The organism is Sphingomonas sp. BAUL-RG-20F-R05-02 (assembly GCF_022662305.1).
Taxonomy (GTDB): Bacteria; Pseudomonadota; Alphaproteobacteria; order Sphingomonadales; family Sphingomonadaceae; genus Sphingomonas.
In genome coordinates, this window is sequence record NZ_JAKNQH010000012.1 from 50511 (window position 1) to 75863 (window position 25353).

Genomic DNA, 25353 nt, shown 5'->3' on the forward strand with positions numbered 1-25353 from the left:
CGTTCGAGGGCTTGGCTGAAGGGATGCAGGAGCAGGGTGATGCCGAATTTGAAGGGCAAGGTGGCGATCGTCACCGGCGCCGGGCAGGGGCTCGGGCGCGCGACCGCGCTGCGGCTGGCGCAATGCGGCGCTCAGATCGCCATCGCCGAGTTGAATCCGCAAAGCGGTGCGGACGCTGCTCAGGCGGTGCGCGATGCCGGCGGCGACGCGATCGCCGTTGCGGTGGACGTGTCCGACGAAGCGCGCGTCAAGGCGATGGCGGCCGAGGTGGCGGAGCATTTCGGCGGGATCGACATTCTCCACAACAACGCTGCCTACCTCACGCCGGAGTATCGCGCGCGCGACCGCGACGTCTGCAACGTCGAGATCGAGGCCTGGGACCGGGCGATGGCAGTCAACGCACGCGGTGCACTGCTCTGCGCCAAGCACGTCATCCCCTATATGGTCGCGCGGGGCGGCGGTTCGTTGATTCATTCGAGTTCCGGGTTCGGCGGGCAGGGGGACATCACGCTGACCGCTTACGGCATGTCCAAGGCGGCGATCGCGTTGCTGTCGAAATCGATCGCCGCGCAATATGGCAAGCAAGGCATCCGCTCGAACACCATCCAGATCGGGCTGGTACTGGGCGAGAACGCGCAACACGCGGTGCAGGGCGAACTGCGCCAGATCATCCTCGATGCGCATCTGACGCCAGAGCTCGGCACGCCGGAGAATGTCGCCGACGTCGTCGCGTTCCTTGCCTCGGACGAGGCTGCGTTTGTCACCGGCACGACCATTCCGGTCGATGGCGGCTTCTCGTCGCACGTCCCGACCGTGGCCCCGCTGCGCGAATATTTCGCGCGCAGCGGCCGCGAATCCTTCTAAGCCCGGCGATGGGACGGGATTTGTCCGGTACGGTCGCCGTCATCACCGGCGCGTCCGCAGGGATCGGCGAAGCGATTGCGCGCGACTTTGCCGAGGCGGGCGTGCGGCTGCTGCTGGTCGCCCGGCGTGCCGACCGGCTCGCCGCGCTGGCCGAGAGCCTGCCCGTCGCAGTGGAAACGCTGGCGATCGACGTAGCCGAACCTGTCAGCGCGCAGCGGATGCTCGATACTGCGCTGGCGCGTTTCGGCCGGGTCGATGCGTTGATCAACAACGCCGGCATCTTCCGCGTCGGGACGGTCGACAGCTTCGATCTCGACGCGCTTGGTCCGATGATCGCGCTCAACTACGAAGCGGTTGTGCGGGCGAGCTACGTGTTCGCGCGGGCGATGAAAGCGCAGGGCGGCGGGGCGATCGTCAACATCTCCAGCATTGGCGCCAACCTGACCACGGCGGCGGCAGGCGTCTATGGCGGCCTGAAGCGCGCGGTGGAGATTTTCAGCGATTCGCTGCGCGTCGATCTCGCCGGCACGGGCGTCCGGGTCGGTATCGTCGCCCCGGGCACGACCGCAACGGAGGTGTTCGACCATCTCCCGGCCGCGAGCCGCCCCGGCGCCGGATCGCCGGTGACGCCGCTGCTTCCCGCCGATGTGGCGGCAGCGGTGCGTTTCCTGCTCGAACAGCCCGAGCACGCCAATATCCCGCACCTGCGAATCTATTCGAGCGGGCAGCAGCACTGATGGCGAAAGTCACACACGGCGCGTCGGCCCGATATGGAGTGGATCATGTCTGAACGTGTCGACGCAAAGGTCGTGGTGATCGGGGCGGGGCATGGTGGCGGCAACGTCGTCGCCGCGCTTCGCACGGCGGGCCACACCGGGGAGATCGTGCTCATCGGCGATGAGCCGATCGTCCCCTATCATCGCCCACCGCTCAGCAAGGGATATCTGAAGGGCACGGCGGCAATGGAGTCGCTGAAGCTGCGGCCCGACAGCTACTACGCGAGCGCCGGCATCGCGCTGCGGCTCGGCGCCCGTGCGGTCGCAATAGACCGAACGGCGCAGACCGTTCGCCTCGCCGGCGGCGGTTCGGAAAGGTACGATCTGCTTGTTCTTGCCACCGGATCGCGCGCCCGTAGGCTCGCGATTCCCGGCGCGGCGCTTGGCGGCATTCACTATTTGCGCTCGATCGCGGACGCCGATGCGATCCGCGGCGCGATCGGCCCGGGGCGGCGGCTCGCGATCGTTGGCGGCGGCTATGTCGGACTGGAGGCGGCGGCCTCGGCGCTGGCGCTAGGATCGTCCGTGGTGCTGCTCGAACGCGAGTCTCGTATCCTGGCGCGCGTCGCGTGTGCGCCGCTCGCGGCGTTCTTCGATGACTATCATCGCGCGAAGGGCTTGGAGATCCGTACCGAGGCGCGTGTGGAGGGCTTTGAGGGGCGCGACGGGAACGTCTCGGCGCTCTGGCTCGCGGACGGCGAACGGCTGCTCTGCGACGCGGTGATCGTCGGCATCGGCGCCGACGTTTGCGATGAACTCGCGCGGGAGGCGGGAATAGGCTGCGATCACGGCGGCGTAATCGTCGACGAGAATGCCTGCACGTCCGAACCGGGCGTCTATGCGATTGGCGACATGACGTGGCGACCGATGCCGCTCTACGGCGGGCGTATGTTCCGGCTGGAGAGCGTACCCAACGCGCTCGAACAGGCGCGGCGCGTCGCTGCGCACATCATGGGCAAACCTGCGCCAGCGCACGAACCGCCGTGGTTCTGGTCTGATCAGTACGATCTCAAATTGCAGATCGTCGGCGTTCCGTTCGACTCGCACCGGCTTGTGATCCGGGGAGACATGGCGGAGAGGAGCTTCGCGATCTTCCATCTGGCGCCGGACAATCGCGTGCTTGCGGTCGAGGCGGTCAACCGTACGCCGGAGTTCATGGCGGGGCGCACGCTGGTCGGAGAGGCGAGGATCGTCGACCCCGCGCACTTGGCGGACCTCTCGATCCCGATCAAGGATTTGGCGAAGTGATGATCCCGCGGCAGACGACGAACCGCGCCCGCCCGGCGCCGAGTCCGCTCCACAGCAAGCCGGCGCCGATCAGCGCGACCAGCCAGCCGGTCGCGTCGAAGCCGCCAGTGAGCGCGCGCAGCAGACCGATCGTCAACGGGGCGAGCGCGGCGATGATGTAGCCGACGGCCTGCGCCATGCCGGATAGCCGCGCCGCGACACTGGGATCTTCGGCGCGAAGCACGATCAGCGTCAACGCAAGGGCGATGAGCCCGCCTTGGCCTGCCCCCTGTACCAGCGCCCAAAGCCAGACTTGTGCAAGCGGCGCGTAGAGCAGTCCCATCAATCCGCCGGCACCCGCTACGGTCAGCGCTGCGGCCATCACGCGCTGATCGCGCTGTCGGACCGCGATGGCCGGCACCGTCAGACATGTCGCAAGCTGGGTCAGGATGAGCACGGACAGCACCAGTCCTGCCGTCGTCGCCTCGACGCCGCGCGCGCGCAGGATCACAGCGAGCCACCCGAAAACGGAAAAGGCGAGGGCGGATTGCAGCCCCATGAACAGCGTCACCTTCCAGGCAAGCAGGCTCCCCCACAGTGCGCCCAAGGGACCGGTCCGCTTCCGGCTACGTGCCGTGACGCGTAGCTGGGAGATCCATAGTGCGATCGCAGGCAGTACCGGCAAGGCCCAGATCGCCAGTGCGAAGCGCCAGCCCGCTCCGGCGGCGCGCTCGATCGGAACGGTCGCCCCGGCCGCCAGCGCAGCGCCACCGGAGATCGCCATGACATACAGGCCCGTCAGCAGCCCGATGCGATCGGGAAAATCGCGTTTGACGAGGCCGGGCAGCAGCACGTTCCCGATCGCGATCACGCACCCCGACAGTGCGGAACCACCGAACAGCAGATAGACCGGTCCGAACGCTCGCAGCACCGTACAGGCGGCCAGGATCAACATGGCGCCCAGCAACGTCCGCTCGGTGCCGAAACGCTCGGCAAGAGGCGGTGCGAGAGGCGCGAACAGGCCTAGGCACAGCACCGGCAGCGTGGTCAAAACACTGGTGCCGACCGCCGGCAGGCCGGTCCCGGCGGCGACCTCGGGCAGCGTCACCGAGAGGCTGGCAAAAACCAGGCGCAAGGCGAAGGCGGTGGCCACGATCGCCGCGCCGGCGATCCAGCGACGATGCGTCGTCGACACGAGTCGGCGCGGTTCGCACCGTACGGACACATTTTGCACTTGCGACGGACCCCTCCGATATGAGAATGATAATCTATACATAAAAGCGGAGAGTGTCTCGATGTTGATTGATGCCCATGCCCATCTTTTCACGTCCGGAATGCTCAACCAGCACGACTTCTGGGGGCCGTTCATGCGCGTCCAGGGGCTGACGGTCGGCCACTTTTCGCTCGGCACGAAGCAGAAGGCGAAAGCGTCGAATGACGCCGAAGCGGAGACCAATCTGCTTGCGCGGATGACGCACGAGGCGCGTCGCGCGCTGATGGAGCAGCGTGGCGTCGACATGCTGGTGCTGTCCACGCCATCGCACGCCTTCATGTACTGGGCAGGGGAATTCGGCACGCAATATGCCCGCACCTGCAATGACGAACTTTCCGCCTTCTGCGCCGTCGACCCCGAACATTTCGCCTTCTGGGGCCATGCCAATCTCGCCGATCCTGCCGGGGCGGTCGTCGAGATCGATCGGGCGGTGCGGCAGCTCGGCGCCAAGGGCATCTGTGTAGGCGGCACGAATTTCGACGGCATCGCCACGCATGACGAGCGTCTGTTTCCGGTATGGGAGAAGCTGGCCGAACTCGACGTGCCGGTGATGGTCCACGGATTTAACCAGTCGATCTACCTGGGCGAGCGCCACCACGAGGATGCATTCGAGACCAGTTCGATCCTCGGCGACTGTTTCGACGAGACGCTGTTCTTCTGGTATCTGATCTGTAGCGGCGCTCTCGACACGTTCCCCAATTTAAAGGCGTACATCACGCATGCGGGCGGCATGGCCGTGTTCCAGCTCGGACGGCTGTCGGAGCTCAATGCCAACATGGCGCCCGACGCGCGCAACCGGCGGCCGCTGCTCGAGTACATGCCCCACTTCTTCTTCGATCTCGACGTTCACCATCCCGCGCTTCGGCGCGGCGTGGCCGAGGTCGTCGGCATCGATAATCTCGTCCACGGCACCAATTTCGGTGGCGCCTACGACAATGGCGATCCGACCGACGGCCTCGGGCTGAGCGCCGCCGACGCCGAAAAAATTCGCAGCGGCAATGCGATCCGCCTGCTCAAGCTCAATCAACACGCCATGGCGAACGCTGCGTAAGCGGGACGTCGATGAGGAGAGATGTAATGGCGACCGTGGTGACGGGCGAAAAGCCCAACGACATGCAGGCAAGCTTCGACAAGGTCAGCAGCAATTTCGGCGGCCTGCTCGATGATCCGATGCCTCTGTACCGCGCCAAGATGAACGAATCGCCAGTGATGAAGGGCGATATTCTCGAGGAACTCGGCGTGCCACCGATTTTCGGCAACGCACGCGGCCGGCAGGTCTATACGTTGTTCCGCCATTCCGATGTGGGCGCCGTGCTGCGCGATCAGGATACGTATACCAGCGGGCTGATCGGCGAGGGGCTCGGCACCTTCATGGGCACATTCATGCTCACCGCGATGGACGGCGATTATCACCGGCGGATGCGCTCGCTGCTGCAACCCTGCTTCATGCCGCCGGTGCTCAAGGAATGGCGCGCTGCGCTGATCGATCCGGTAATTCGCAACGAATATGTCGCGCCGCTCGTACCGCGCGGCAAGGCGGATCTGATCGCCGACATGGGGCTCGGCTTCCCCGTGCGGGTGATCTACGCGATTCTCGGCTTCCCGGACGGCGATCAGAAGGGGCTGGAAATCTTTGCGTCCATGGCGCTGAAGATCCTGGCCGGGCCCAAGCGCAGCCCGGAGGAGGCAGCGCGCGCGCGGGTCGAGGCGCTGGAGGCCTCGCGAGCGCTCCACGATTACGTGCTGCCGCTCGTCGCCGAACGCCGCAGGCAGGGTTCGCTGGGCAACGACCTGATCGGCCGCCTGCTGCGCACCGAACACGAGGGCGAAACGCTGTCCGACGAGCAGGTCACCGATTTTGTCAGGATGCTGCTCCCTGCCGCTGCAGAGACGACGACCCGCACCTTCGGCAGCCTGATGGTGTTGTTGCTCGAACGTCCCGCGCTTCTCGATCAGATCCGGCAGGATCGCAGCCTGCTGTCCAAGGCCATCGACGAGGCGGTGCGGCTCGAGCCGGTCGCTACGTTCAAGGCGCGCGAGGCGGCGCGAGATGTCGAGATCGGCGGCGTCGCCATTCCCAAAGGCTCGATCGTCTCGATGGTGGTGCATGCCGCCAACCGCGACGAAACGGTATTCGATGACCCCGACACGTTCGACATCTTCCGCCGCAACAAGCCGTCGTTCGGCTTCGGCTATGGCGTGCACATGTGCATCGGCCTGTTCGTGGCGAAGGCGGAGATAGAGAGCGCCGTCAACGCAATCTTCGATTTGTTGCCCAACGTCCGCTTCGACCCGTCGAAGCCCAAGCCTGAAATCAAGGGCGTGGGCCTGCGTGGGCCCAAGTCGGTGAACGTCGTTTGGGACACAACAGCCTGATTGCGCCAACGCTCTGATCAGATCAGATCAGATCAGATCAGGCCTTCGTATCCGCCGCCATCGATCTGCAAATTCTGTCCCGTGATATAGCCGGCATGCGCGGCGCAGAGAAAGGCGCAAGCCTGGCCGAACTCATCCGGCGTGCCGAACCGTCCCGCTGGAATCGGCCGCAACATCTCGTCGCGAGCTGCCGCGAACGGGATGTTGCGGTGCGCTGCCAGCCGCTCGATCATGGTTCTGAGCCGTCCGGTCTCGATGCGTTCGGGCAAGAGATTGTTCACGGTGACGTTATCGCGCGCCACGTCGCGCGCGAGCGCCTTGGCAAAAGCGGTCAGACCGGCTCGTGCCGTGGTCGACAGCGCCATCGGCAATTGCGGGGATTTCACCATCGCCGACGTGATGTTGACGATACGCCCGAACCGCCGCGCCCGCATTCCAGGCACGACGCCACGAACCAGCATGATCGCAGCGAGCATGTTCTCCTCGATCGCTCGCAGCCAAACATCCTCTTCCCAGTCGAGAAACCGGCCCGGAGCGGGACCGCCATTGTTGGTGACGAGGATGTCGACCTGCCCGGCCGCATCGAGAAGTGCCTTACGACCTTCGCGGGTTCCGACATCCGCCCGCACCGCGATGACATCGCCGGCGCTTGCGCCAGTGATGGCGTCGCGCGCACGTTCGAGCCGCTCCGCATCGCGCCCGTTGATGATGACGGTGCATCCCTCGCGCGCCAACGCCGATGCGCAGGCATAGCCCAGACCCGCCGAGGACGCGCACACCAGCGCGCGCCGGCCGATGATGCCAAGATCCATCGGTTCTCTCCCTGCCGGTCCACCCCTGCGCCGTCCTGTTGCCGTTGGCGGCGCGCAGCGGCAGGGCGCGTGAACGTCCCCGCCGTGAACACACCCAATTTGCCGATGGTAAAGCCGGACGGGGTAGTAGCACCGAGTTCGCTAATCCCCTCGATGGTCCCATTGCGGACTGCGAAATGCAACACAAATCCCGTAGGGCGGAAATGGGGAAAGAAGCAGACGGCCAGCCGCCGGCGCGCGGCACATCACGATCATGTGTCCAGGTCGCCGAATGCGGCCTCGATCATGGTCATGATCGGCGGTGGTTCGGCCAGCAGGTGCTCGGCATGATGCGCGGCGATCCAGCCGATCGACCTTTGCGCGGTAAAGCCGGTGAGCCGCGGTCGGCGCACGCCCTCGTGCCGGTAGCATTCTGGCATCACCGTCATGCCCAGACCCGCCGAGATCATCTGGAGTACGCGTTCGTCATTGGTCGAGCGGAGTGCGAAGTGGGGCCGCACGCCGCGCTCGGTGAAGAAACGGCTGGTTTCCGCCAGCGCCTCGCAATGGCGCCGGACGATCATCACCTCGCTGGCAAGTTGCTCGGGGGACAGCTCGGCCTCGTCCGCCAAGGGATGATCGTCGTGGATCGCGAGGCGGTAGCCTTCCGTGCGAACCACGCGTTCCATGAAGCGTCCCGCGCCGCGGCCGACCAACGTCAGCGCCACGTCGATGCGGCCCTTGGCGAGGTGGCTGACGATCTCGCGTTCGCTTCCGTACACCAGTTCCAGACGGTGCCGCTCCCCCGGCCGGCTCTGCGCGATGCCGCGCGCCACCACCAAACCGGGCACGCTGGTGAGTACGCCCAGCCGCAGCGACGGCAAATCCACCGAGACGCGCATCGCGTCTGCCGCGGCGTTGAACTCGCGTTCGATCCGACGCGCGTGCACCAGGAAGCGCGCGCCGGCATCGGTCAGCTCGACACGCTGGTTGGACCGGACGAACAACGGGTGGCCGACCGTCCGCTCCAGCTTGGCGATACCCACCGAAAGCGTCGGCTGCGACACGCCGCAGGCTGCCGCCGCGCGCGAGAAATTGCCGTGATCGACGACCGCCGCAAAGTATCGCAAGAGATAGCGGTCGAGCATAGAAGGTATCTATGCAGTTGTTATCGAAAATACAATTTTTCGAAAGCTGGGTCGACCGCTAGAAACCGTGCGCAGGAGAGATGCCATGACCGATTTCGATTTCGCGCTCGGCGAGACCGCCGACATGATCCGCGAGAGCACGCAGCGCTTCGCCGCCGACCGGATTGCCCCGCTCGCCGCCGAGATCGACGCGAAGGACTGGTTCCCGCGCGAGCTTTGGCCCGAGATGGGTGCGCTCGGCCTGCACGGCATCACCGTGGCGGAGGAAGACGGCGGGCTGGGGCTCGGCTACCTCGATCATGTCGTCGCGCAGGAAGAGGTGGCGCGGGCGTCCGCCTCGATCGGGCTCAGCTACGGCGCGCATTCCAATCTCTGCGTCAACCAGATTCGCCGCTGGGGCACGGCCGAGCAAAAGGCACGTTACCTGCCCAAGCTGATTTCCGGCGAGCATGTCGGCAGCCTGGCCATGTCGGAAGCCGGTGCCGGGTCCGACGTCGTGTCGATGAAGCTGAAGGCGGAAAAGCGCGGCGACCGTTACGTGTTGAACGGCACCAAATTCTGGATCACCAACGCGGCTTATGCGGACACGCTGGTGGTCTATGCGAAGACGGGCGAGGGATCGAAGGGGATTACGACCTTCCTGATCGAGAAGGAATTGAAGGGCTTTTCGATAGGGCAGAAGATCGACAAGGTCGGCATGCGGGGTTCGCCGACCGCCGAACTGGTGTTCGACGATTGCGAAGTGCCCGAGGAGAACATCATGGGGCCGCTCAACGGCGGCGTCGGCATCCTGATGTCCGGCCTCGATTATGAGCGTACCGTGCTCGCGGGCATCCAGCTCGGTATCATGCGGGCCTGTCTCGACGTGGTGCTGCCCTATGTTCGCGAGCGCCGGCAGTTCGGTAAGCCGATCGGCGCGTTCCAGCTGATGCAGGCCAAGATCGCCGACATGTACGTCGCGCTGAACAGTGCGCGCGCCTATGTCTATGCGGTGGCCAAAGCGTGTGACGCCGGGCGGACGACGCGCTTCGACGCGGCGGGCGCGATCCTGCTGGCGAGCGAGAATGCGGTGAAGGTTGCTTTGGAGGCGGTGCAGGCGCTTGGCGGCGCAGGCTATACCAAGGATTGGCCGGTCGAACGCTTCATGCGCGATGCGAAGCTGCTCGACATCGGCGCGGGTACGAACGAGATCCGCCGTATGCTGATCGGCCGCGAACTGATCGGTGCGGCGGAACGGATCGCGCAGTGAGCGCCCCGGTTCTCGCGTCCAACATCCTTACCACGAGCGAGACGTTCGGTGCCAACGCGGGCCACAATCGTGGGTTGGCCGATCACCTGTGCGCGCGTGTCGCGACGGCCGCGAGCGGAGGATCGGACGCCGCACGCGCCAAGCACGTCGCGCGTGGCAAGCTGTTGCCGCGCGATCGCGTGGAGCGGTTGCTCGACGCAGGCTCGCCGTTTCTGGAGATCGGCCAGCTTGCCGCCGATGGCCTCTATGGCGATGAGGTGCCGGGCGCTGGCATCATCGCCGGCATCGGCCGCGTGTCCGGCCGGCAGGTGATGATCGTCTGCAACGATGCCACGGTCAAAGGGGGCACCTATTTCCCGCTGACGGTGAAGAAGCACCTGCGCGCGCAGGAGATCGCGCTCGAAAACCGGCTACCGTGCATCTATCTGGTCGATAGCGGCGGCGCCAACCTGCCCAATCAGGCGGAGGTGTTCCCGGACCGCGAGCATTTCGGCCGCATCTTCTTCAACCAGGCGAACATGTCGGCGCAGGGGATCGCACAGATCGCGTGCGTGATGGGAAGCTGCACCGCCGGCGGCGCCTATGTGCCCGCCATGTCCGACGAAACGGTGATCGTGCGCAATCAGGGCACGATCTTTCTTGCCGGGCCGCCACTGGTGCAGGCCGCGACCGGTGAGGTGATCTCCGCCGAGGATCTCGGCGGCGGTGATCTGCACGGGCGCAAGTCGGGCGTGGTCGATCACGTCGCCGAGAATGACGAGCATGCGCTGACGATCGTGCGCGATATCGTCTCGACGCTGCGGCCCGATCGTACGCCCGACGCCGAGCTGCGGCCGGTGGTGCCGCCGAAGTTCGCGGCCGACGAGCTGTACGGCGTCGTACCCCAAGACGTGCGCGCGCCGTACGACGTGCGCGAGGTGATCGCGCGGCTGGTCGACGGCAGCCAGTTCCACGAGTTCAAGGCGCTGTACGGCGCAAGTCTGGTGTGCGGCTTCGCGCATATCTGGGGCATGCCGGTCGCGATCCTCGCCAACAACGGCGTCCTGTTTTCCGAAAGCGCGTTGAAGGGCGCGCATTTCATCGAACTCGCCTGCCAACGGCGCATCCCCTTGCTGTTCCTGCAAAACATCTCCGGCTTCATGGTCGGCGGCAAATACGAGGCGGAGGGCATCGCCAAAAACGGCGCGAAATTGGTGACCGCAGTCGCGACCGCCAGCGTCCCCAAGATCACCGTCCTGATCGGCGGCAGTTTCGGCGCGGGCAATTACGGCATGTGCGGGCGTGCCTATCAGCCCCGCTTCCTGTTCACCTGGCCGAACGCGCGCATCAGCGTGATGGGCGGCGAGCAGGCGGCGCGCGTGCTGGCCACCGTGCACCGCGATGCCGCCACCTGGTCGGGCGCCGAGGCGGAAGCGTTCAAGGCGCCAATCCGCCAGAAATACGAGGACGAGGGCAATCCCTATTACGCCACCGCACGTCTGTGGGACGATGGCATCATCGACCCTGCGCAGACGCGTGACGTATTGGGGCTGGCGTTCGCCGCCACGCTGAACGCGCCGGTGCCGGATGCCGCGCGCTTCGGCGTGTTCCGCATGTAATGGCTGTGCGATCGCGCGACCGTGGAAGGATGAAGTGATGATCGACGATGTTGTACTACTGTCGGGCGTGCGGACTGCCATCGGCAGTTTCGGCGGCGCGCTGAAGGATGTCGCGCCCGCCGAACTGGGTCGCATCTGCATCGTCGAGGCGATCGCGCGCGCCGGCATCGCGGCCGAAGACGTCGGCCATGTCGTCATGGGGCAGGTGATCCCGACCGGGCCGGCCGACGCGTATCTCGCACGCGTGGCGGCGGTGAACGCGGGCATTCCGGTGGCGGCCCCGGCGATGACGCTGAACCGGCTGTGCGGCTCGGGCATGCAGGCGATCGTCTCGGCCGCGCAGATGCTGATGTTGGGCGAGACCGACGTCGCGGTGGCGGGCGGCGCGGAGAGCATGTCCAGGGCACCGCATTACGTTACCACCGCGCGCTTTGGCCAGAAAATGGGATCGGTCGAGATGGCCGATGGGCTGACCGGCGCGCTGACCGATCCGTTCGCGCGGTCGCACATGGGCATCACCGCCGAGAACGTCGCCGAACGCAACGGCATCACTCGCGAGCAGCAGGATGCGATGGCGACCGAGAGCCACCGCCGCGCCGCTGCCGCGATCGCGGACGGGCGTTTCAAGGATCAGATCGTCCCGGTCGAAATTCGCAGCCGCAAGGGGCCGGTGGCATTCGACACCGACGAGCATCCGCGCGGTGAAACGACGGCGGAGCATCTTGCTACGCTGCGGCCGGCATTCCGCAAGGACGGGTCCGTCACGGCGGGGAACGCATCGGGCATCAACGACGGCGCCGCCGCCCTGGTGCTGGCGCGGGCGAGCTTCGCGGAGGCGCGCGGGCTGAAGCCGCGTGCGCGCATCCTCGGCTGGGGCCATGCCGGCGTCGAGCCGTCGCTGATGGGGCTAGGCCCGGTCGCCGCCGTACCGATTGCACTGAAGCGCGCCGGGCTGGGCCTCGACCAGATCGACGTGATCGAGGCCAACGAGGCCTTCGCCGCCCAGGCATGTGCGGTCGCGCAGGAGCTGAAGTTCGATCCCGCAAAGACCAACGTGAACGGCTCCGGCATATCGCTGGGCCATCCAATCGGTGCGACCGGCGCGATCCTTACCGTGAAGCTGCTGCACGAACTGGAACGCTCGGGCAGGCGCTACGGCCTTGCCACCATGTGCATCGGCGGCGGGCAGGGCATCGCGCTCGTGATCGAACGGCTTTAAGCTGCGCCGGCACGCGTGTTCGAGATGGCGACAAGGGGTTTGAAGTGCTGACATCCGTCCTGATCGCCAATCGCGGCGAGATCGCCTGCCGCATCATCCGCACCGCGCGCCGGCTCGGCGTGCGGACGATCGCGGTCTATTCGGACGCGGACGCCGATGCGCTGCACGTCCGCTACGCGGATGAGGCGGTGCATATCGGCGCTTCGCCGGCGCGCGAGTCATACCTGCTGGGCGAGCATATCCTCGCGGCGGCGCGGCAGACCGGCGCGGCCGCGATCCACCCGGGCTACGGCTTCCTCAGCGAGAATGCCGCCTTCGCGCAGTCGGTGATCGACGCCGGTCTGATCTGGATCGGCCCGAAGCCCGCCTCGATCACCGCGATGGGCCCGAAGGATGCCGCCAAGAAGCTGATGCAGGAAGCAGGCGTCCCGACGACGCCCGGCTACCTCGGCGAGGATCAGGACGCCGACCGGCTGAAATACGAAGCGGATGCGATCGGCTATCCCGTGCTCATCAAGGCGGTGGCGGGCGGCGGCGGCAAGGGTATGCGCAAGGTCGACAGCGCCGCCGACTTCGCCGATGCATTGCTGTCCTGCCAGCGCGAGGCGGCTTCGTCGTTCGGCAACGATCAGGTGCTGCTCGAAAAGTGGGTGACCAATTCGCGACATATCGAGGTGCAGGTGTTCGGCGATACGCACGGCAACGTCGTGCATCTGTTCGAACGCGACTGTTCGCTCCAGCGTCGTCACCAGAAAGTGATCGAGGAAGCGCCGGCGCCGGGCATGGACGCCGCCACCCGCGCGGCGATCTGCGCGGCGGCGGTGCGCGCGGCCAAGGCGGTCGATTATGTCGGCGCGGGCACGATCGAATTCATCGCCGACGGTTCCGCAGGCCTGCGCGCGGACGCGATCTGGTTCATGGAGATGAACACCCGCCTTCAGGTCGAACATCCGGTCACCGAGGAGATCACCGGGCAGGATCTGGTCGAGTGGCAGTTGCGCGTCGCATCCGGCGAACCGCTGCCGAAGCGGCAGGACGAGTTGGCGATCAGCGGCTGGGCGATGGAGGCGCGGCTCTATGCCGAGGATCCCGCCAAGGGCTTCCTGCCGTCGATCGGTTCGCTCGACACGTTCGACATCGGCCCGTCGTACCGCACCGACACTGGCGTCGAGCAGGGCGGCCGCATCTCGCCGTTCTACGATCCGATGATCGCCAAGCTGATCGCCTGGGGGCCGGACCGCGACGCGGCCCGCCTGCGACTCGCACGCACGCTGGAGCAGACGCGGATCTGGCCGCTCCGGACCAACGCCGGTTTCCTGGTAAAGGCGCTGCATCACCCCGCGTTTGCGGCAGCTGCGCTCGACACCGGGCTGATCGCGCGGGAGGGGGACGCGCTTCTGCCGGACGCCGTCCCGTCATCCGCCGCGCTGGAGGCCGCCGCCGCCAGGCTCGCCGCGCCCGGGCCGCTCGCTGGGCTGCGGCTCAACGCGCCGCCGCGCGGCGAGGGTACGTTCCTGCTCGACGGAGTGCCGGTCACGGTCAAGCTGTCGCCGGCTGCCGGACCTGAAACCGGGGCAACGTCGCCCGTCCTCATTGCGGAAGGCGGGCAGGTGTGGGCGCTCGACCTCTGGCGTGCGGGCGGCGGTGGCGGTGGCGACGCGTCCGACGGAGCGATCCGCTCGCCGATGCCAGGGAGGGTGATCGCGGTGGCGGCGGCGGCCGGGCAGGCGGTGAGCAAGGGGCAGAAACTGCTGACGCTGGAGGCGATGAAGATGGAACACAGCCTGGTGGCGCCGTTCGACGGCACGGTGGCGGAGTTCAACGTCGGCGAAGGCGCGCAGGTCAGCGAAGGCGCGCTGCTGGCGAGAGTGGCGAAGGCGGAGGCAGTCTGATGGCGGGGCGCTTCTTCGAACACTGGGCGGTCGGCGACACGCTCGTCCATGAAATCCGTCGCACCGTCACCGAGACCGACAATCTGCTGTTCTCGACCATGACGCACAATCCGCAGCCGCTCCACATCGACGTGGAGGCGGCGAAAGCGAGCGAGTTCGGCCGTATCCTCGTCAACGGCACCTTCACGTTCGCGCTGATGGTAGGCCTGTCGGTGAGCGACACGACGCTCGGCACGCTGGTCGCCAATCTCGGCTATGACAAACTGGTCATGCCCAAGCCGGTGTTCCTAGGCGATACGCTCAGGGCCGAGAGCGACGTCGTCGAGCTGAAGGACAGCCGTTCGCGCCCGAACGCGGGAATCGTTACCTTCGCGCACCGCATGATCAACCAGCGCGACGAGATCATGTGCCAGTGCCTGCGAACCGCGCTGATCGCGAGGGCGCCGCAGTGAGGTTGCGCTCGCTGTTGTTCGTGCCAGCCGGCCGGCCGGACCGATTCGCCAAGGCGGCCGCGTCCGGTGCGGACGCGCTGATCCTCGATCTGGAGGATTCGGTCGCGTTTGATCGCAAGGCCGAAGGTCGCGCAGCAGTGGCGGACTGGCTTGGCGGTGTCCGTCGGCTGCCGACCTTCGTGCGCGTCAACCCGCTCGACGGCGGCCTAACCGCGCTCGATCTCGCGGCAGTCCTCCCGGCGCGGCCGGACGGACTGGTGCTGCCCAAGGCGGAGGGCGCCACCAGTATCGAAACATTGGTCGCGATGCTCGGCGGCCGACGTGTGCCGATCCTGCCGATCGCGACCGAGACGCCGTCGGCGGTCTTCCAGCTCGGCTCCTACGGTGTCGTCGCCGAGCATCTGTGCGGGCTGACCTGGGGCGCGGAGGACCTCCCCGCCGCGATCGGCGCGACCCGTTCGCGCGAGGACGACGGCCGCTACGCGGCGCCGTACGAGATGGTGCGCTCGCTGACGCTGTTCGGCGCACATGCCGCTGGCGTGGCCGCGATCGAGACCGTCTTTCCCCGCATCGACGCGCCACAGGCGCTCGCCGACTATGTGGCGCGTGCCCGGCGCGACGGTTTCACGGGCATGATGGCGATCCACCCCGCGCAAATCGACATCATCAACCAGGGCTTTACGCCCAGCGGAGACGACATCGCACAAGCCCGCGCTATCGTAGCCGCCTTCACCGCCGCTCCGGGCGCCGGCGCACTCAAGCTGGACGGTAAGATGGTCGATCGCCCGCACCTCCTTCAGGCGCGTCGCATCCTGGCCGCGGCCGTGTGAATATAATGTGAAACGGTGGGTGCTCGAATCTGTCGAACGCCCATGACTGGCGTAGCCGGGACGCGGATTGGGCCGGCGGCGTCGATGATCGTCACCATGCCCGAAGACCATCTGACGAGTCAGTGGCATTGCAGCGTCTCGCTTGACGACCGCAGCGTGGTGCACGTTCGGATATTGCCATCTTGGCGAGTTCAAGCGCGCCGTGGCCGACGTTCCGCAGCACAGGTCCCGATCGACGCAAGCCTATCCATGAGGGCAACCGGCCGGTTCGACAGTCGTGTCCGGGCAGTCGGAACGCGGTCCCGATATGCCTGTGTTGCTACGCTTCGGCTTTTAATCGCACGCGCCAAGCGTGCAGTAGCGGCTCGGTATAGCCGCTCGGCTGATCGATCCCCTTTAGCACAAGCGCATACGGGGCTTTGAAAGCAGACGTGGCCTGTTGGCCGGCGCGCATAGGGCGATACAGCGGATCGCCGGCCTCTGAAGATCGACCTTGCTCGCCATGCGGGCCAGTGCAAGGTCCACATCTTGGCGCGACGCAATGCCGTGAAGCAGCCAATTGGCGATATGCTGCGCCGAGATCCGCAGGGTTGCGCGGTCCTCCATCAGTGCCACGTTGTGAATATCGGGAACCTTGGAACAGTCTAACGCCTGATCGACCCAGCGCACGACATAGCCCAGAACGTCCTGCGCGTTGTTTTCGAGTTCGTCGCGGATCTCCTCCGGGGACCAGTTGCGGCCGATCGCGACCGGTGGCGTCAGCAGCGCGGAAAGCGGGGCGACGGGTTCCTGCCGCCGGGCGAACTGCCGTTCAGCGACGTCGACACGGTGTATTGCGTTGCATGCAACGTCGCGGCCGTCGGGCTTAGCATCCAGGCGGTGTTGGCGCCGCTCTGCGGATGCACGACTCTCTGCGCGAGCATATCCGCCATGCAGTCCGGTGCCGCGTACATACCGGCACACTTCGCCGACCGTCGTCTCATCCTCAGCCTGCTTCAACATGAACGCAATTGCGCCTCGCTGGAATTTGATCTTTTCATCGTCCACTCCATCATCTGACCCTCAACCCTAAACTGGAATTTTCCAGCTGAAAACGGTCAGGAAACGGGCAGCAGGTCAGCCGCGCGTTTATGGCTTTCCTCATCCGCCGCCAAGGCGGCGGCACCATACGAACGGGCTGATCATGTCGTGGTACGGACGGGCGGGTCCGGGGTTTCGCCAGTGGCGACATCACGTTTTGGCCGCAGCTTCGCGTGGGGATTAGAGAACTGGTGCTTACGCCATCCCTCTGCTCCAGGCAGAAAGTGCCACGACCGCCATGGCTGACGATAGCGGGTTTGCCTTCACCTTCCCAGCCATTCGTGGTCGGGAAATCACTGCCGCGTTCGACGGCGGTCGGCTGACGTCGGACGGCGGCGTACTGCTGCTCGCACAGGCTGAGCGGCGGTTGGGGATCGCGGATCGGCTCGCCGCCTGCATCGCTGATCCGCGCGATCAGGGTCGGTGATCCATCGCGTCGCCGACATCCTGCGCGCCCGCATGCTGGCGATCTCGTGCGGGTATGAAGATGCCGACGATCTCGACGCGCTGCGCCATGATCCGGGATTCAAGCTGGCACTCGGCAAGCTTCCGGGTTATGTGTTGCGGCTGGCGAGCCAGCCGACAATGAGCCGTTGAGAGAACGCGCCGACCACGCGCGAACTGGTTCGGCTGACCGGAACGCTTATCGATCTCTATTGCGCGAGTTATCCTGCGCCGCCGGCGGCCGTGACGCTTGATATCGACGATACCGTCGACGTCGTACACGGCGGCCAGCAGCTGTCGTTCTGGAACGGCCACTATGGCGAGCGCTGCTTCCTGCCGATCCACGTTTACGACACCGCCACGGGGCGCCCGGTGGCGATGCTGCTGCGGACTGGCAAGACCCCGTCGGGCAGCGAGGTTGCCGGCGACGTTCGCCGTCTGATCCGACGCATCCGCCGCCATTGGCCGACCACCCGGATAACGCTGCGCGGCGACGGCCATTACGGCCGCCCCGAGCCGATGGCCTGGTGCGAGGCGAACGGCCTCGACTATATCTTCGGCCTGCCCGGCAACCGCACGCTCCACGCCGATCCCGTCTTCGTTCGGGAAGGCGATGCCTGCGCGACCGACCGGGCGATGCAGGGTCTGATCGAGCTGCGCCGCTATGCCGAAACGCGCTACGCCGCGAAAACCTGGGGCGTCGCCGAGCGTCGTGTCGTCGCCCGCATCGAGGCGAGCAGCCTCGGCCTCGACATCCGCTTCGTCGTCACCTCGCTTGCCGATGGCAGCGCCGACCGGGTCTATGACACGCTGTACTGCGCTCGCGGCCAGGCCGAGAACCTGATCAAGCTGCATAAGGCGCAGCTGAAAAGCGACCGGACCTCCTGCCGCTTGGCCAACGCCAATCAGATGCGGCTCATCCTCCACACCGCAGCGTACTGGCTGATGTGGACCGTGCGACAGGCGATGCCGGCAACCGCCCCGCTTCGCACCGGCGAGTTCGCAACCCTCCGCCTGCGACTGCTAAAGGTCGCCGCGCGCGTCATCGAAACCTCCAGTCGTATCTGCATCGCCTTCGCGAGCGCCTTTCCCGATGCCGGGCTCTTCCGATCCGTTGCGCTCAACTTGCGCACCGCCGGACCATGATCGACGCGGCAGTGGCCGCTAAACGAACCCCGCCCGTCAACTCCGCAAACCCAGGATAAACCGCGACGAAACAGGCGCCTCGCGCCCGCGTGCCTCGCCGGCAAATACCTCACGCCAATGCCCGGGTAACAATCACGAAGCGCAGCCGGTGAATAAGACGGGCTAAAGCGTTGAAACTTCCTTGCCGAACGCAATCGGTAGCTCGGCCGGCAGCTGGACCGCCGCCTGCTCGCCGAATTCATCATGCGCGTGCTGATCAGCAACGTGCTCGTGCCGGTGTCGCACGGGCACAAGGGGCTGGCGGGCAAGCTGATGGAGCTCGCAAAAGCGCGTCGGCTGACCTCACGGGCGCCCACGCCGAAGCGCCTCCAGCGTCTGCTCATAGGGCCGCTGGCCCGAGATCGAGAGCCACAGCCCGAACAGCGTCATCGGCACCGCGACCGCGACCAGCGAATAGCCGAGCTTGGCCGGGTCGCCGAAGACATGGTCGGTGACGAGCGCGACCAGCATCGGGCCCAGGCCGATGCCGACCAGCCCCGCCAGCAACAGATACACCGCGGTCGCTTGGCCGCGCATGGTATTGGGAAAGACGTCCTGCACGGCCGCCGGCGCCGCGGACTGCGCGATCGCGGTGCCGGTGACGAGCACCGCCAGCAGCGCGAAGCACGGCGTCGCGCTCGGCATCAGCGGCCAGAACGACGCCGACGGCACGATCAGCATCCAGCCCACCAGCGTCACCCGGAACCGCGCCGCGGGCTTGCCCTGCGCGAGCCAGCGATCGCTCAGCGCGCCGCCGGTCAGCGTGCCGGTCAGCCCGGCCGCCGCGACGATGATTCCCAGTGTGACGCCGACCTGCGCGATCGGCAGGCCGAAGCGGCGCTCGAAATAGGCCGGCGCCCAGGCGAGCATGCCATAGCCGATCGCCGCGATCAGCGCCGGATAGGTCAGCAGCCGCCAGAACGTCGCCCGATGCTCGCGGAGATAGGCGAGGAAGTCGCCAATCGACGCGCGGGCGATGCCCTGCGTTTCATGGCGTTCGGGTTCGCGGACCAGCAACAGCAGCAGGACGAGCGGCAGGCCGGGCAGCCCGGCGAAGATGAACGTCGTCCGCCACGGCGTCAGCACCAGCCCGCCGACCTGCAGCCCTGCGGCCGGCAGCATATGGAGGATCATGCCGCCGAGCAGCAGCGACGCGCCCGACCCGATCGCGAGCGAGACGTAATAGACGCTCAGTGCGCGACCCCGACGCGCCGGCGCGACATAGTCGGCGATGATCGAATAGGCGGCGGGGGCCAGGACCGCTTCACCCACGCCCACCCCGATCCGCGCGACCAGCAATTCGCCGAAGCTCGTTGCGAAGCCCGCAAACACCGTCATCGCGCTCCACACGACGACCCCGAACAGGATCAGGTTGCGCCGGTTCGCGCGGTCGACCAGCCGCCCGAACGGCAGCCCCATCGCGGTATAGACCAGCGCGAACGCATAGCCCTGCAACAGGCTGAACTGCGTATCCGTGATCCCGAACTCGCCCTTCAGCGGCTTCACGAGCAGCGCCGGCAGCTGGCGATCGAGCTGCGAGAAGAGCGTGACGATCCAGAGGATGGCGATGACCGCCCAGGCCTTGCGCATCGACGGGAAGCTCCGGATGCCGCCCGAACCGGGGCACATCGGGCGACGAGTCGCGTCGTTACCCTCGCTGAACGGCATTCGGCTTCCTCTCACCCGGCTTTTGCCGCTGGTAACGCGTTCGGACGTAGTATTCTAGGATCAAAATATCATTCTTGTCGAAGATCGGCGTTGGGACTACACGCCGCGCCAAACGACGCCACCAGCACCGGCCATAGCCGGGCGGCGTCCTATTGGGAGAGTTTCGATGCGGAAGTCCATTCATGGCCTGCTGTGCGCCGGCGCCGTCGGCGCCCTTTTCCCGGCGGCGCTTCATGCCCAGGGCGTGCCGGGCACCCCGCCGGCGGCGCAGGCTTCGCCGGAGGCCATCCCGGGTTCGCCTGAGTCCGCGCCGGCTGCACAGGAGCCCGCAAGCGAAGGGCTGGCCGATATCGTCGTCACCGCCCAGCGCCGCGAAGAACGGCTGCAGAACGTGCCGGTCGCGGTGACGGCGTTCGGCGCGGCGGCGCTGGAAACGCGCCAGATCGGCGATATCACCTCGCTGGCCGCGAACGTTCCCGCCGTCACCTTCACGGCGACGCCGTACGGCAGCAACGATCTCATCCTCGCGATTCGCGGCGTCTCGCCCGGCGGTGTCCTTCCCAACGTCGATCCGGCGGTCGGCGTCTATGTCGACGGAGTCTATTATGCGCGCTCGCAGGGCAGCAACTTCGCACTGGTCGATCTCGCCTCGGTCGAGGTGCTGCGCGGGCCGCAGGGTACGCTGTTCGGCCGCAACACGATTGCGGGCGCGCTCAACATCACGACCGCCAAGCCCAAATACATGACCGAAGGGTCGATCAAGCTGGCCTATGGCAACTACGACGCACTGGGTGTCACCGCGGTCGCGAACGTGCCGATCGTGGACGACAAGCTCGCCGCGCGTGTCGTGTATGTTCATGCCCAGCATGACGGCTATGGCTATGACCGCACGACGCGCGACCGGGTCGCGGACCAGAACGACGACTATGTCCGCGCCAGCCTGCGCGCCGATCTCGCCGACGACCTGCGCGTCGACCTCAGCGCCGATTATTACGACGGTAAGAACCACCAGCCGCTGTGGGTACTGAACTATTTCGATGCCGCTCTCTCGCCCGCCAATCTGTCGCCGTATGTCGTGCCCCACGGATCGCGGATCACGTATGGCGGCATCAACCCGCTGAATCATTCGAAGATCTACGACCTGTCGGGGACGATCACCGGCAAGATTGGCGACGTCACCTATAAATCGATCACCGCCTATCGCCATCTGGCGTTCGAGGGAGCCTCCGATCTGGACGCGACGCCCATCGCCAATGCCGATGTCGGCATCTTCACGCTCGACGGGCATCAGGTGTCGCAGGAGCTGCAACTGCTCGGCAACGCGTTCGGCGACAAGCTCGCCTGGGTGACCGGCGCCTATTATTTCCGCGAACAGATGCACAATTCGCCCATCACCCATGTCGGCGCGGCGATCCAGGACAACACGATCAACCCGGACAACGAATCGATGAGCGTCTTCGCGCAGCTCACCTATGAGCTGCTGCCGCGGTTCCGCCTGACCGGCGGGCTTCGTTACGTCCACGACGCGCGCGAGATGTTCTACACGCCGGCCCGCTACGCGGTGGGCGCGTCCTATGCGCTGGTCGCGTCGCCGCCGGCATCCGCGATCACCCCAGCCGCGTGCCCGTTCACCGCTATCGGCCTGAATCAGGCGCCCGGCGGTTGCGCGTACCGGCCCCCGCCGGTCACGTTCAACTATGTGCCCTTCACTGTCGGCGTCGATTACCGGCTGCCGACGGACGGGCTGCTCTACGCCAAATATGCTAAGGGTTTCCGCTCGGGCGGGTTCCAGCAGGCTAGCGGCACCACCGCGGCCTTCTACACGCCGTTCGGCGCCGAGCAGGTGTCGAGCTGGGAGGCGGGGGCCAAGATCGGCCTGTTCGCAAAACGGCTCCGGCTGGGCGTCGCGGGCTATTATTCGACCTATTCCGATATCCAGCAGAACGCCGTCCTGCAGGCGCAGCCGATCATCATCACCACGATCAACGCGGGCAAGGCGGAGATCTATGGCGGCGAGTTCGAGGCCGAGGCGCTGCTCGGCAGGCTGCGGCTGAACGGATCGCTAGGCCTCATCCATCCCAAATTCACCGGCGGGCCGTTCGTCGGATCGCAGGTCCCAACGGTCGCCAAGACGACGTTCAGCCTGGGTGGCGATCTTCCCATCGCGGTGGGCGATTCCGGCACCGTAAAGCTGCATCTCGACTATACCCATCAGTCGAAAGTGTATTTCCTGAACACGGCGCGCGTCACCGCCACGGGGACGGTGCCATACAGCGATTTCCAGATCGCGTCGGTCACCCAGCGCGGATACGGACTGCTGAACGCCCAGATCGCTTTCGACCTGAAGGCGCTTCCGGTCACCATTGCGATCTACGGCAAGAACCTGACCGACGAATATTATGCCGGCCGTTCGGGGTCGTTCTACGGCGCGAACTACAATTCCAGCGTGATCGGAGCGCCGCGCACCTTCGGCGTCAGCGGTACGTATCGCCTCTAACCCGTCTTATGCACCGGGATGATAGTTTGGGGTTGGCGATCGTAGCGTAACTTTCTGATTTGGTTTAGCGAAGGGTTGCTTACACCAATCCTTGAGACCGGACAGAAAGTGCTACGATCGCCATGGCAGATGATAGCGTCCTCACCTTTTCGTTTCCGGCGATTCATGTTCGCAAAGTCACTGCTGCATTTGATGGCGGCAGACTGACATCGGATGGTGGAGTGCTGCTTCTGGGGATGCCGAGCGACGGCTCGGGATCGCTGGACGACTTGCCAGCTGCATCGCCGATCCCCGCGACCAGGGCCGCGTGATCCACAGCCTTGATGGCATTCTGCGCGCCCGCATCCTGGCAATCGCCTGCGGCTACGAGGACGCCGACGATCTCGACACGCTGCGCCATGATCCGGGGTTCAAACTGGCGCTTGGCAAATTGCCGGACGGAGCGGTCGTCCGCCTGCCGCGCGGCGCCTTCGCGGACGTGACCGGGCAACCGGACGAGATGCTTGACAGCGCAGTCCTGGACTTCCGGCCAGATCGCGCCGGCAATGATGTCTCGTCCGATCAGGGTCCGGCCGGAACCGACCGGCAGCCCGATCCGGGCGCGGTCCTGCGCCGCACCGGGCCGCTCGCGTGTCGCGGACCGGACGTCCAAAGCTCGATCCGGAAGGGTTGGCCCCGGGCACGGACCTCGTTCGGGAGCTCGTGACCGAAACGTATGCCGGTTCCGGTCCGGGGCGCCGGGTGTCGTCCCCGCAAGCTGCCCGACGTGCTGAGCGTCGAGGAGGTTGGGCAGCTGCTCGAGGCCGCGCCGGGCATCAAGTACCGAGCGGCGCTGGGGTCGCGTACGGCGCGGGATTGCGGGTGTCGGAGGTCGCGCACCTCAAGGCCGACGACATCGACAGCAAGCGCATGCTGATCCGCATCGAGGAGGGCAAAGGCCGCAAAGACCGTAACGCTATGCTGTCGCCGCAGCTTCTTGAGCTGCTGCGGTTGTGGTGGCGCGAGGGAAAGCGGCGCAGCGTCCTGCTGCCGCATGGCTGGCTGTTCCCGGGGCGAAGCTACACCGACCCGATCTCGACGCGACAGCTGCACCGCGCCGTCAGCGAGGCAGCCGAGGCGGCGGGGATCCGCAAGCGCGTCAGCCCGCACACGCTGCGGCACAGCTTTGCCACCCATTTGCTCGAGCAGGATGTCGACATCCGCGTCATCCAGGTGCTGCTCGGGCACAGCAAGCTCGAGACGATCGCGCTCTACACCAAGGTCGCCACGCGAACGATCCGCGCGGTCACCGGCCCACTCGACCGGTTGATGGCGCTGATGGAGGGCAAGACGCCCGCCGGATGAGCGTGCGATACACCCTTCGCTTAAGGTCGCTGACATCTTCCGCTCCGCCGGCCCTGCGTACCGGAGCGCGCATGCCGGGCACTTGAGCCTCGACCAGCTCAAGGTCATGTCGGCGATAGAGAACTGCCGCACTGCCGCGCTCGGTGGGCACGTCGAGGCCTGTACTGACTGCGGGCATTGGCGGGTCGCCTACAATTCCTGTCGCAACCGGCATTGTCCCCGGTGCCAGGGTGCGGCCGCGCGTACCTGGCTTGCCGAGCGCGAGGCCGACCTGTTTCCGGTCGGCTATTTCCACGTCGTGTTCACGCTGCCGGCCGAGGTCGCCGACATCGCGTACCAGAACAAGGCCGCGGTCTATGGCCTGCTGTTCCAGGCGGCATCCGAGACGATGACGACCATCGCCGCGGACCCAAAGCATCTTGGCGCGCGGATCGGCATCACCGCGGTCCTGCACACATGGGGGTCGGCGATGACCCACCATCCGCACATCCACATGATCGTGCCGGGCGGTGGACTGTCGCCGGACGGCAATCGCTGGGTGTCGTCGCGCCCCGCGTTCCTGTTGCCGGTGCGCGTGCTCGGCAAGCTGTTCCGCCGCCTGTTCCTGACCCGGTTGATGGCGCTGTACGAGGCGGGACGGCTAGCGTTCCATGGCAGTCTCACGGCACTCGCCGAGCGCCGCGCCTTCCTGCGGCACCTGTCCCCGGTCCGGAAGAAGAACTGGGTCGTCTATGCCAAACCGCCGTTTGCCGGACCGCAGGCGGTGCTCGCCTATCTGTCGCGCTACACGCACCGCGTGGCGATCTCGAACAGTCGCCTCCTCCACTTCGACGAGACCGGGGTGACATTGCGCTACAAGAATTATCGCAACGATGTCGTTGACCGGCAGCAGGTGATGACGCTGGCCGCTGACGAGTTCATCCGACGCTTCCTGCTCCACGTTCTGCCGAAAGGCTTCCACCGCATCCGTCATTACGGCCTGCTCGCTGGCGCCACCCGCAAGGCTCACCTCGAACACGCCCGCCAACTGCTCGGGGTCACCCCCCCCCGTGGCCGCTGCGGCGCCGGTCGAACCCGAGGATGCACGCCCGCCATGCCCATGCTGCGGGGGGCGCATGCTCGTCATCGAAACCTTCGAACGCTGGCGACAGCCCCGGGCACCGCCGCATGGCAGCGACCCGCCCGGGGCCACCGCCTCATGACCCGGCATGGCTCACCTGCATTCCGCCGCGCGGCCCGTGCGCTTCCGGCGATGATGACGCTCATGCGATCGACACCGGCAGCGAGCGCAGTGTCACGTCCGCCGCACGGCAAGGCTCGATATCAGCCTCTGAGAGCGTATCTGATGGTCAGCACCGCCCCGACCAGGACGTCTGCCGCAGGCTGTCTCGCCCAGCGGCCCAGCAGCCGAAAACCGAAAAACCCATAGGTCAGCATCCC

Annotated in this window: 16 protein-coding genes and 5 pseudogenes; 16 read left to right on the forward strand and 5 right to left on the reverse strand. The window is 66.2% G+C overall.

Translation table 11 applies throughout. The features are described 5' to 3' along the window. Window positions 1-39: 39 nt before the first annotated feature. Genes L8F97_RS18290 through L8F97_RS18300 form a run of 3 tightly spaced genes read left to right on the forward strand, consistent with a single transcriptional unit; the run spans window position 40 to window position 2888 of the window. Window positions 40-864: an SDR family NAD(P)-dependent oxidoreductase gene (locus L8F97_RS18290; RefSeq protein WP_242153584.1), complete on the forward strand. Its 825-nt coding sequence runs from the start codon at window positions 40-42 to the stop codon at window positions 862-864. 8 nt (window positions 865-872) lie between these two features. Further along, window positions 873-1601, forward strand: coding sequence for an SDR family oxidoreductase (locus tag L8F97_RS18295; protein WP_242153585.1), 729 nt, complete (start codon window positions 873-875; stop codon window positions 1599-1601). A 45-nt stretch (window positions 1602-1646) separates the two neighbouring features. Further along, the gene (locus L8F97_RS18300; protein ID WP_242153587.1) at window positions 1647-2888 is read left to right on the forward strand and encodes an NAD(P)/FAD-dependent oxidoreductase; all 1242 of its coding nucleotides are present in this window, start codon (window positions 1647-1649) and stop codon (window positions 2886-2888) included. Here the strand turns inward: L8F97_RS18300 and L8F97_RS18305 are convergent. Then, entirely contained in the window at window positions 2869-4062 is a 1194-nt protein-coding gene (locus L8F97_RS18305) for a CynX/NimT family MFS transporter (RefSeq protein ID WP_242153589.1), read from the reverse strand. The genes L8F97_RS18300 and L8F97_RS18305 overlap by 20 nt on opposite strands. A gap of 100 nt (window positions 4063-4162) precedes the next feature. On the opposite strand from L8F97_RS18305, the gene L8F97_RS18310 reads away from it, so the two are divergent. Beyond that, window positions 4163-5191 carry an amidohydrolase family protein gene (locus L8F97_RS18310; protein WP_242153591.1) on the forward strand — a complete coding sequence of 343 codons (1029 nt, stop codon included), beginning with the start codon at window positions 4163-4165 and terminating at the stop codon, window positions 5189-5191. A gap of 26 nt (window positions 5192-5217) precedes the next feature. Beyond that, window positions 5218-6516: a cytochrome P450 gene (locus tag L8F97_RS18315; RefSeq protein ID WP_242153592.1), complete on the forward strand. Its 1299-nt coding sequence runs from the start codon at window positions 5218-5220 to the stop codon at window positions 6514-6516. 32 nt (window positions 6517-6548) lie between these two features. On the opposite strand, the gene L8F97_RS18320 is transcribed toward L8F97_RS18315, so the two are convergent. Continuing rightward, window positions 6549-7328, reverse strand: coding sequence for an SDR family oxidoreductase (locus L8F97_RS18320; protein WP_242153594.1), 780 nt, complete (start codon window positions 7326-7328; stop codon window positions 6549-6551). A 251-nt stretch (window positions 7329-7579) separates the two neighbouring features. Then, window positions 7580-8455 carry a LysR family transcriptional regulator gene (locus tag L8F97_RS18325; protein WP_242153596.1) on the reverse strand — a complete coding sequence of 292 codons (876 nt, stop codon included), beginning with the start codon at window positions 8453-8455 and terminating at the stop codon, window positions 7580-7582. Between the two features lie 85 nt (window positions 8456-8540). Between L8F97_RS18325 and L8F97_RS18330 the strand changes: the two genes are divergently transcribed. From L8F97_RS18330 to L8F97_RS18355, 6 genes are read left to right on the forward strand one after another with little or no spacing between them, the layout of a single operon-like run. Next, window positions 8541-9704 carry an isovaleryl-CoA dehydrogenase gene (locus L8F97_RS18330; RefSeq protein ID WP_242153597.1) on the forward strand — a complete coding sequence of 388 codons (1164 nt, stop codon included), beginning with the start codon at window positions 8541-8543 and terminating at the stop codon, window positions 9702-9704. Continuing rightward, on the forward strand, window positions 9701-11302 hold the full coding sequence (locus L8F97_RS18335; protein ID WP_242153600.1) for a carboxyl transferase domain-containing protein: 1602 nt from the start codon (window positions 9701-9703) through the stop codon (window positions 11300-11302). The genes L8F97_RS18330 and L8F97_RS18335 overlap by 4 nt, the downstream gene beginning before the upstream one ends. 37 nt (window positions 11303-11339) lie before the next feature. Further along, on the forward strand, window positions 11340-12521 hold the full coding sequence (bktB, locus tag L8F97_RS18340) for a beta-ketothiolase BktB (RefSeq protein WP_277925063.1): 1182 nt from the start codon (window positions 11340-11342) through the stop codon (window positions 12519-12521). Window positions 12522-12565: 44 nt separating this feature from the next. Beyond that, complete coding sequence (locus tag L8F97_RS18345; protein ID WP_242153601.1) at window positions 12566-14413, forward strand: acetyl/propionyl/methylcrotonyl-CoA carboxylase subunit alpha; 1848 nt, start codon at window positions 12566-12568, stop codon at window positions 14411-14413. Continuing rightward, complete coding sequence (locus tag L8F97_RS18350) at window positions 14413-14865, forward strand: MaoC family dehydratase (RefSeq protein ID WP_242153603.1); 453 nt, start codon at window positions 14413-14415, stop codon at window positions 14863-14865. Before L8F97_RS18345 ends, L8F97_RS18350 begins: the two co-directional genes overlap by 1 nt. Continuing rightward, window positions 14862-15695, forward strand: a complete 834-nt coding sequence (locus L8F97_RS18355) for an HpcH/HpaI aldolase/citrate lyase family protein (protein ID WP_242153605.1) — start codon at window positions 14862-14864, stop codon at window positions 15693-15695. The genes L8F97_RS18350 and L8F97_RS18355 overlap by 4 nt, the downstream gene beginning before the upstream one ends. 319 nt (window positions 15696-16014) lie before the next feature. On the opposite strand, the pseudogene L8F97_RS18360 reads toward L8F97_RS18355, so the two are convergent. Continuing rightward, window positions 16015-16651: pseudogene (locus L8F97_RS18360) on the reverse strand (malate synthase G); the annotation flags it as partial. Between the two features lie 362 nt (window positions 16652-17013). Between L8F97_RS18360 and L8F97_RS18365 the strand changes: the two are divergent. Continuing rightward, window positions 17014-18365, forward strand: a pseudogene (locus L8F97_RS18365) (IS1380 family transposase). Window positions 18366-18707: 342 nt separating this feature from the next. Here the strand turns inward: L8F97_RS18365 and L8F97_RS18370 are convergent. Then, on the reverse strand, window positions 18708-20072 hold the full coding sequence (locus L8F97_RS18370) for an MFS transporter (protein WP_242153607.1): 1365 nt from the start codon (window positions 20070-20072) through the stop codon (window positions 18708-18710). Between the two features lie 166 nt (window positions 20073-20238). Between L8F97_RS18370 and L8F97_RS18375 the strand changes: the two genes are divergently transcribed. The 4 genes and pseudogenes from L8F97_RS18375 (at window position 20239) to L8F97_RS18390 (ending at window position 25115) form a co-directional block, all read left to right on the forward strand. Then, entirely contained in the window at window positions 20239-22569 is a 2331-nt protein-coding gene (locus tag L8F97_RS18375; protein ID WP_242153609.1) for a TonB-dependent receptor, read from the forward strand. 122 nt (window positions 22570-22691) lie between these two features. Beyond that, window positions 22692-23008 (forward strand): annotated as a pseudogene (locus L8F97_RS18380) (transposase); the annotation flags it as partial. A gap of 312 nt (window positions 23009-23320) precedes the next feature. Continuing rightward, a pseudogene (locus L8F97_RS18385) lies at window positions 23321-23913 on the forward strand (tyrosine-type recombinase/integrase); the annotation flags it as partial. 7 nt (window positions 23914-23920) lie between these two features. Beyond that, window positions 23921-25115 (forward strand): annotated as a pseudogene (locus L8F97_RS18390) (IS91 family transposase). Window positions 25116-25353 lie beyond the last annotated feature (238 nt).